The organism is Nocardiopsis sp. FR4, from assembly GCF_009830945.1.
In the GTDB taxonomy this organism is placed as follows: domain Bacteria; phylum Actinomycetota; class Actinomycetes; order Streptosporangiales; family Streptosporangiaceae; genus Nocardiopsis.
Map to the genome: position 1 here is coordinate 1 of NZ_VWVV01000060.1, position 6,087 is coordinate 6,087.

The 6,087-nt window shown below is 74.3% G+C and carries 7 protein-coding genes; 5 read left to right on the plus strand and 2 right to left on the minus strand.

Going from position 1 to position 6,087, the window contains the following annotated elements; translation table 11 throughout:
• The 3 genes from FYW95_RS27355 to FYW95_RS28575 form a co-directional block, all read left to right on the plus strand.
• On the plus strand, positions 1-239 hold a 239-nt coding region (locus FYW95_RS27355; RefSeq protein ID WP_160050999.1), incomplete at its 5' end, for a DUF3500 domain-containing protein.
• A 236-nt stretch (positions 240-475) separates the two neighbouring features.
• Complete coding sequence (locus FYW95_RS27360) at positions 476-1,150, plus strand: arsenate reductase/protein-tyrosine-phosphatase family protein (protein WP_159945704.1); 675 nt, start codon at positions 476-478, stop codon at positions 1,148-1,150.
• Positions 1,147-1,788 carry an arsenate reductase ArsC gene (locus tag FYW95_RS28575; RefSeq protein WP_159945705.1) on the plus strand — a complete coding sequence of 214 codons (642 nt, stop codon included), beginning with the start codon at positions 1,147-1,149 and terminating at the stop codon, positions 1,786-1,788. Before FYW95_RS27360 ends, FYW95_RS28575 begins: the two co-directional genes overlap by 4 nt.
• A gap of 102 nt (positions 1,789-1,890) precedes the next feature.
• Here FYW95_RS28575 and FYW95_RS27370 read toward each other — a convergent pair whose 3' ends face one another.
• Both FYW95_RS27370 and FYW95_RS27375 read right to left on the minus strand, forming a co-directional pair.
• Complete coding sequence (locus FYW95_RS27370) at positions 1,891-3,996, minus strand: HelD family protein (protein ID WP_159945706.1); 2,106 nt, start codon at positions 3,994-3,996, stop codon at positions 1,891-1,893.
• A gap of 310 nt (positions 3,997-4,306) precedes the next feature.
• Positions 4,307-5,272 carry an ADP-ribosylglycohydrolase family protein gene (locus FYW95_RS27375; protein ID WP_160051000.1) on the minus strand — a complete coding sequence of 322 codons (966 nt, stop codon included), beginning with the start codon at positions 5,270-5,272 and terminating at the stop codon, positions 4,307-4,309.
• Between the two features lie 268 nt (positions 5,273-5,540).
• Between FYW95_RS27375 and FYW95_RS27380 the strand changes: the two genes are divergently transcribed.
• Positions 5,541-5,744, plus strand: a complete 204-nt coding sequence (locus FYW95_RS27380; RefSeq protein ID WP_201295072.1) for a DUF2795 domain-containing protein — start codon at positions 5,541-5,543, stop codon at positions 5,742-5,744.
• Positions 5,745-5,974: 230 nt separating this feature from the next.
• Positions 5,975-6,087: MerR family DNA-binding transcriptional regulator (locus FYW95_RS27385; RefSeq protein ID WP_159945709.1), on the plus strand; the 113-nt coding region annotated here is incomplete at its 3' end.

Here is a 6,087-nt window from a genome sequence, read left to right on the forward strand (position 1 = left end):
TCCACTTCCAGGTCTCCGGCCCGGACGTCTACGTCGAGTTCTCCAACCAGCAGGGGTCGGCGGGCGCCGACGTGGACGGGTACACCACGGCGGGGTGGGGGCACGTCCACACCGTCTACCGCGACCCCGCCAACGACTACGCGGGCAGCACCACCCAGCAGGAGGCCTCCGGGACGGGCGGCCCCGGCGGCGGTGCTCCGTCCGGCGGGCCGGGAGGCACCCCTCCCGGGAACGGCTGATCCCGCGACGGGGCCACGTCCCCGACCGCGGCGTGCCCGCCGACCGGACCGCGATGCGCGCGGCGGTCGGCGGGCACGCCCGTGTACGCACCCGTCGTCGGAGGCCGGGCGGCAGCCGCGTGCGGCCCGGGGACCGGTCCGGTCGCCCCCCCGGGGGGTGTCCTCGGCGTGAACATTCCGTTGCCACCAGGCGAAGGCGGTTGCCATCCGCACATGACTCAGCAAGTATTGAGTCAATGAACGCTGAGCTTTCTCTGGAACGCCGGGCCGCGCTGCACGCCGCCCTGGCCGACCCCGCGCGCCTGGCCATCACGGACTCCCTGGCCACCGGGGACGCCTCGCCCACCGAACTGGGCAGGGCCCTGGGCATGCGCTCCAACCTGGTCGCCCACCACCTGCGCGTCCTGGAGGAGGCCGGGATCATCGCCCGCGCCCGGTCCGAGGCCGACCACCGCCGGGTCTACGTCCACCTGCTGCCGGAGGCGCTCACCGCCCTGGCCCCGACCGCGCACCTGCGCGCCTGCCGCGTGGTGTTCGTGTGCACCCGCAACTCCGCCCGCTCCCAGCTGGCCGCCGCTCTGTGGCGGAGCCGCAACACCGTGCCCGCCGTCTCGGCCGGAACCCACCCCGGTCCGCGGGTGCACCCCCGGGCGGTGGCGACCGCCCGCCGCCACGGTCTGCGCCTGGACGCCGCGCGCACCTCCCACGTCGACGAGGTACTGGGCCCGGGCGACCTGGTGGTGGCGGTGTGCGACAACGCCCACGAGGAGACCACCCACGCCCGCCTGCACTGGTCGGTCCCCGACCCGGTGCGCACCGACACCGACGAGGCGTTCGAGGACGCCTTCACCCAGATCAGCGAGCGCGTCGAGCGTCTCGCGGCCGTCGTTCACCCGGAAGGCACACCATGACCCACCCGCGCGAGTTCACCGTCGACCAGCGCTACGCCCTCAAGGTCGCCGCGGGCAACCTGGGCAGAGAGTTCGACGGCGTCTTCAACAGCGCCACCATCGAACGCTTCCTCACCTCCAGCTACGACCAGTTCGCCTCCGGTGCCACCATCGCCCAGTTCCTGCCGCTGCTGGCCGAACGCTTCGCGCGCCAGCGGCTCCACGCGCTGGCACGGGTGGAGAACCGCGTCAACGACGGCCGCCCCGTCGTGCTGTTCCTGTGCGTGCACAACGCGGGCCGCTCGCAGATGGCCATGGGTTTTTTCCGGCACCTGGCCGGGGACCGCGCCATCGCCTGGTCGGGCGGCTCGGAGCCGGGCACCGAGGTCAACCCGGCGGCGGTGGCCTCCATGGCCGAGGTGGGCATCGACATCCGCAGCGAGTTCCCCAAGCCCTGGACCGACGAGGTCGTGCGCGCCGCGGACGTGGTGGTGAGCATGGGCTGCGGGGACGCCTGCCCGATCTTCCCGGGCAAGCGCTACGAGGAGTGGACGCTGGAGGACCCGGACGGACTCGACGTGGACGCCGTGCGCCCCATCCGCGAGGAGGTCGAGCGCCGGGTGCGCGCCCTGCTGGCGGAGCTGGGGATCCCCGTCTGACGCCGGGCGACTCCCGCCCCCGTACCCCGGCAGGCGGTTTCCCGTCCGAGCCCTGGCCTCACCTCCCGCACCGGCCCGCGTACGGGCCGGTGCGGGACCGCCTCATCGGAACGGGCCGCCCAGGGGCTCGGGGAGGGGCTCGGTGTGCACGACGTGCAGGTGGCTGACCGCGCGGGTCAGGACGACGTAGAGGCGGTGCAGGCCGCGCGGTTCGGCCGCGGCGACCCGGGCGGGCTCGGCGACGATGACGGTGTCGAACTCCAGCCCCTTGGCGAGGGTGGCGGGCACGCACACCAGCCGGGCGGTGTCCAGAGCGTCCTCGGTGTCGCCGATGAGCGCGCTCGACAGGCCCTCCGCCGCCAGGTGCTCGCGGAGGGCGCGCAGGTCGGCGTCGGCCGCGATCAGACCGATCGACCCCTCCTCCTTGAGCGCCTCACGGCAGGCCAGGACGAGGGCGGACGGCAGGTCGTCCGGTTCCACGGCGGTGAGCCGCAGGGCGCCGGGAACGTCGCGCACCCCGGTGGGGACGCCCAGGCCCGGGGCGATCCGGGGCAGCAGGCGGGCGGCGTAGTCGATGATCTGGGCGGGGGCGCGAAAGCCCCGGTCCAGCACGGCCAGGCGGGCGTCGGGCTCGCCCAGGTGCTCCAGCAGCTCCGCCCAGTCGCCGACCGCCCACGGGCTGGTGCTCTGCGCGATGTCGCCGAGCACGGTAAGCGATCCCCGGCTGCACCGCCGGGCGATCGCGCGGGCCTGCATGGGGCTCAGGTCCTGGGCCTCGTCGATGACGATGTGGCCCAGGGTGTCCGGACGTTCGATCAGGGAGGCGGCCTCGTCGATGAGCGCGAGGTCGGCCTCGGACCACCGGGCGCTCCTGGGCCCCCGGGGGCGCCCGGGCAGGCGCACCAGCTCCTGTTCCCCCGGGGTGAGCAGGCCCTCGGCCGCACGGGACAGGCGTTCGGGATCGGTGAGCAGGGTCAGTACCAGGCGCACGGGGTCGGCCTTGGGCCACATGGCCCGGACCGCGGCGGTGAGCGCGCGGTTGCGGCGCAGCTGGCTGAGGGTCGAGCCGTCACAGGCCTCCCCCGAACCCTCGATCCGGCGCATGACCAGGTGCGCCAGGCGCTGGGACAGCAGGTTCGGCCCCGCGCCGTAGGCGATGCCCCGTCCGCGCAGCTCGGCCACGGCCTCGGACACCTCCTCCGGCGCCAGACGCCACCGGCGTGAGCCGCGTTCGACGACCAGGGTCTCCTCCAGGGGGCGCACCTGGTCCCACAGGGCGCGCTCGATGACCCGGGCCATGCGGGCCTCGCCCTTGACGCGCGCGGCGTCGGCCTCCTCGGCGCGGCGCACGGGCACCCTGCCGATGAGTTCGGCGACGGTGGTCTGGCGCACCCCGACCTCGCCGAGGGCGGGCAGCACGTTGCGGATGTAGGACAGGAAGGAGCGGTTGGGGCCGATGACGGCCACCCCGCCGTCCTGCCGCAGCCGGTCGCGCTCGGTGAAGAGCAGGTAGGCGACGCGGTGCAGGCCCACGGCGGTCTTGCCGGTGCCCGGCGCCCCCTGCACGCACAGGGCGGGGCGCAGCGGCGCGCGCACCAGTTCGTCCTGTTCGGGCTGGATGGTGGCGACGATGTCGCGCATGGGCCCGGACCGGGGGCGTTCGATCTCGGCGGCCAGCATCCGGTCGACCGCACCCGTGTCCGCGGCGCCGGGGCCGGTGAGCGGCTCGTCCTCGTAGGCGGTGAGTTCGGCGTCCTCGGAGAAGCCGTAGCGGCGCCTCAGGAGCACGCCCCGGGGGTCCTCGCGCGTGGCCCGGTAGAACGCCGCCGAGATCGGCGCCCGCCAGTCCAGGACCAGCGGGGTGCCGTCGGTGTCGTGGACGTGGCGGCGCCCGATGTAGACCCGGTCGGCGCCGTTCGCGCGGGTCCGGTCGGCGGGGTCGGCCTCGAAGACGCTGCCGAGGGGGTGGTCGAGGCGGCCGAAGAACAGGGGCACGTCGGGCAGGTCGACGAGGGCCTCGGCCCGTCGTTCGCGGTAGCGGACGAGCTGGCGGTTGGTGAAGGTGTAGTCGGCGTCCTCGGAGCTGTCCTGCACGGTGGGTGTGTTGACCACGTCCTCGTACATACGCCCCAGCGCGGCACGGGCCTCGGCGAGATAGGTGCGTTCGGCCAGGATCTCGGGGTCGGCGGTGGGCGTGGGTTCTGCCATGGTGTGGACGACCTCGCGGTGGGAGCGGTGGAGTGGCGTGCAGCCGTCGCGGCGGAGGGGCGACAGCTGAACCCGCCCTCACGGGTGAGTGGGTTCAGCTGCCCTCGGAGGGCCCTCCGCCACACGCCGGGGACAGGAAACGACGGCGTTCAATTCTTACCTCGCGTGAGGGTAGGGTTGGGCCCGGAGGGTTCGACCTGCTTCCTTCGCGCTCAGCGCCCTCCCGTGGTGGCCCGGGTCCCCCGACCCACCCCTGTCGGCGCCCGTGCCACCACGACCCGGCCCCCGGCCGGTCCGAACAGCCCCGGCCCTAGACGTACTCGTCCCCGTCGGCGGGCAACGGGACGCGTGTACGCGCCCCCGGTCCGGGGACCTCCTCCAGGCGCCGCAGCCAGGAACCGGGAACGGCGCCCGACCCCAGGCGGGCCCCGGCCAGGGCCCCGGCCATGGCGGCGACGTTTCCGGCTCCTGCGCCGAGGCACGCGGCGAAGCGCACCACCTCGGGCAGGTCGTCCGGGGCGTGCAGGAAGGCGGCGAGCGCGGCCGGGACCGCCTCGACCGCACCAGCGCCCCCGCCCAGCGCTCCGACCACGTCCCGCGGCGTGTATCCGGCCCGACCCAGGGCGCTGAGCCGGGCCAACTGGGCGCGGAACTCCGGGGCCGTGGCGTGGCGGGCCACCGTCGACAGCAGGTGGAAGGCGGGCAGCGGCCGCCGCGGGTCGGCGCGGCGGACGTAGGCCACCGCACACGCCTGGAGCGCGGCGCCGTCGATGGCGAGTGGGTGGGCGTGGGTGACGTAGGCGCTGTCCCGGGCCAGCCGGACCAGCCGGTTCAGGGGGATCCGCAGGAGACCGACCGGGGCGACCCGGGCCGCGGCCCCGGCACCGTACGACCCGGTTCCGCCGAAGGCCGAGGACGACGCGCTCCGCCAGGGGATGCCGTTGACGACCGAGAGGAAGATCCTGATCTCTCCGCCGCCGAACCCCCGTTCGGGATCGCGCCGCCACACCTGGGTGAACTCCCGGACGAGCCGGTCCTGGTCGATGGCGACCGCCCCTCCGCCCTCCCGCGCGCGCAGGTGCGCGGCCAGCACCGCCATCAGGGACGTACTGCCGGTGGGCCTGAGGGGTGCGCGGGACTCCGGATCCCCGGAGGGCGCGTGGCCGAACGCGTCCGCGCAGGCGGCCGCCAGCAGGCAGCCCCCGTCCCGGTCGGGGGAGGGGTCGTTCCCGGTCCGGTGGATCGCGGAGTCGGGTCCGGGAGGCGAGGAGATCATCGGGTCGTCTCCGTCCGTGGTGGGGCGCCGAACAACTCTAACCTTACGTAAGAATGGATTTACGACACCGCCCGGGCACCCCGCCGCCATCTCTACTCTTACGAGAGAGTAGAGTTATGCACGGCCGGTGCGGCCGTCTCAACTCCGTGTCCTCCGCCCCGGCCCCGCGGTGGTACCGCCGACGGCACGGCCGTCTTCCCCGGCGGTACCGCCGCGCTCCGGCCGAAAAGGTCCGTTCGGACGTCCACCCGCCCCTGGAGGTGCAGTGATGGTCACCCGCGTCGACATCGCCGACTCCCCGGAGGCAGCCTTCGGCTCCGGACCGCTGACCCGGGGACAGGTCATCAGGGCCGCCGACCAGCGCGGCGCACGCGAGGACGTACTCGCCGCCCTGGGACAGCTCCCCGCCGGGTACTACTCCCACCTGCGCGAACCGTGGAGGCACCTGGGAGAGGTGCCGCGGAGCGCGTGATCGCGGCCCGGATCCACCGCCCGCCCCCTCGTCGCGGCGCCGGCCCGCGGCTCCGGGGGGACACGCGCCCCGCCGGTCAGTTCCTCCTCCTCGCCACAGGCCGGACAGGCCATCTGACGTGGCACGGCACCCTCCTCGTCCACAGACGCGCTACGGTGGCGCGCCACGACAACCGACACCACCAAAACGAATCTAACGTTAGGGTAGGTTTAACGAGAAGGGGTGCTTCGATGCCTGGAACGGGCCACATGCAGATCGGTGAGGTCGCCGAGCGGACCGGCCTGTCGCTGCGCACGATCCGCTACTACGGCGAGGTCGGCCTGGTGGAGCCCTCGGCGCGCTC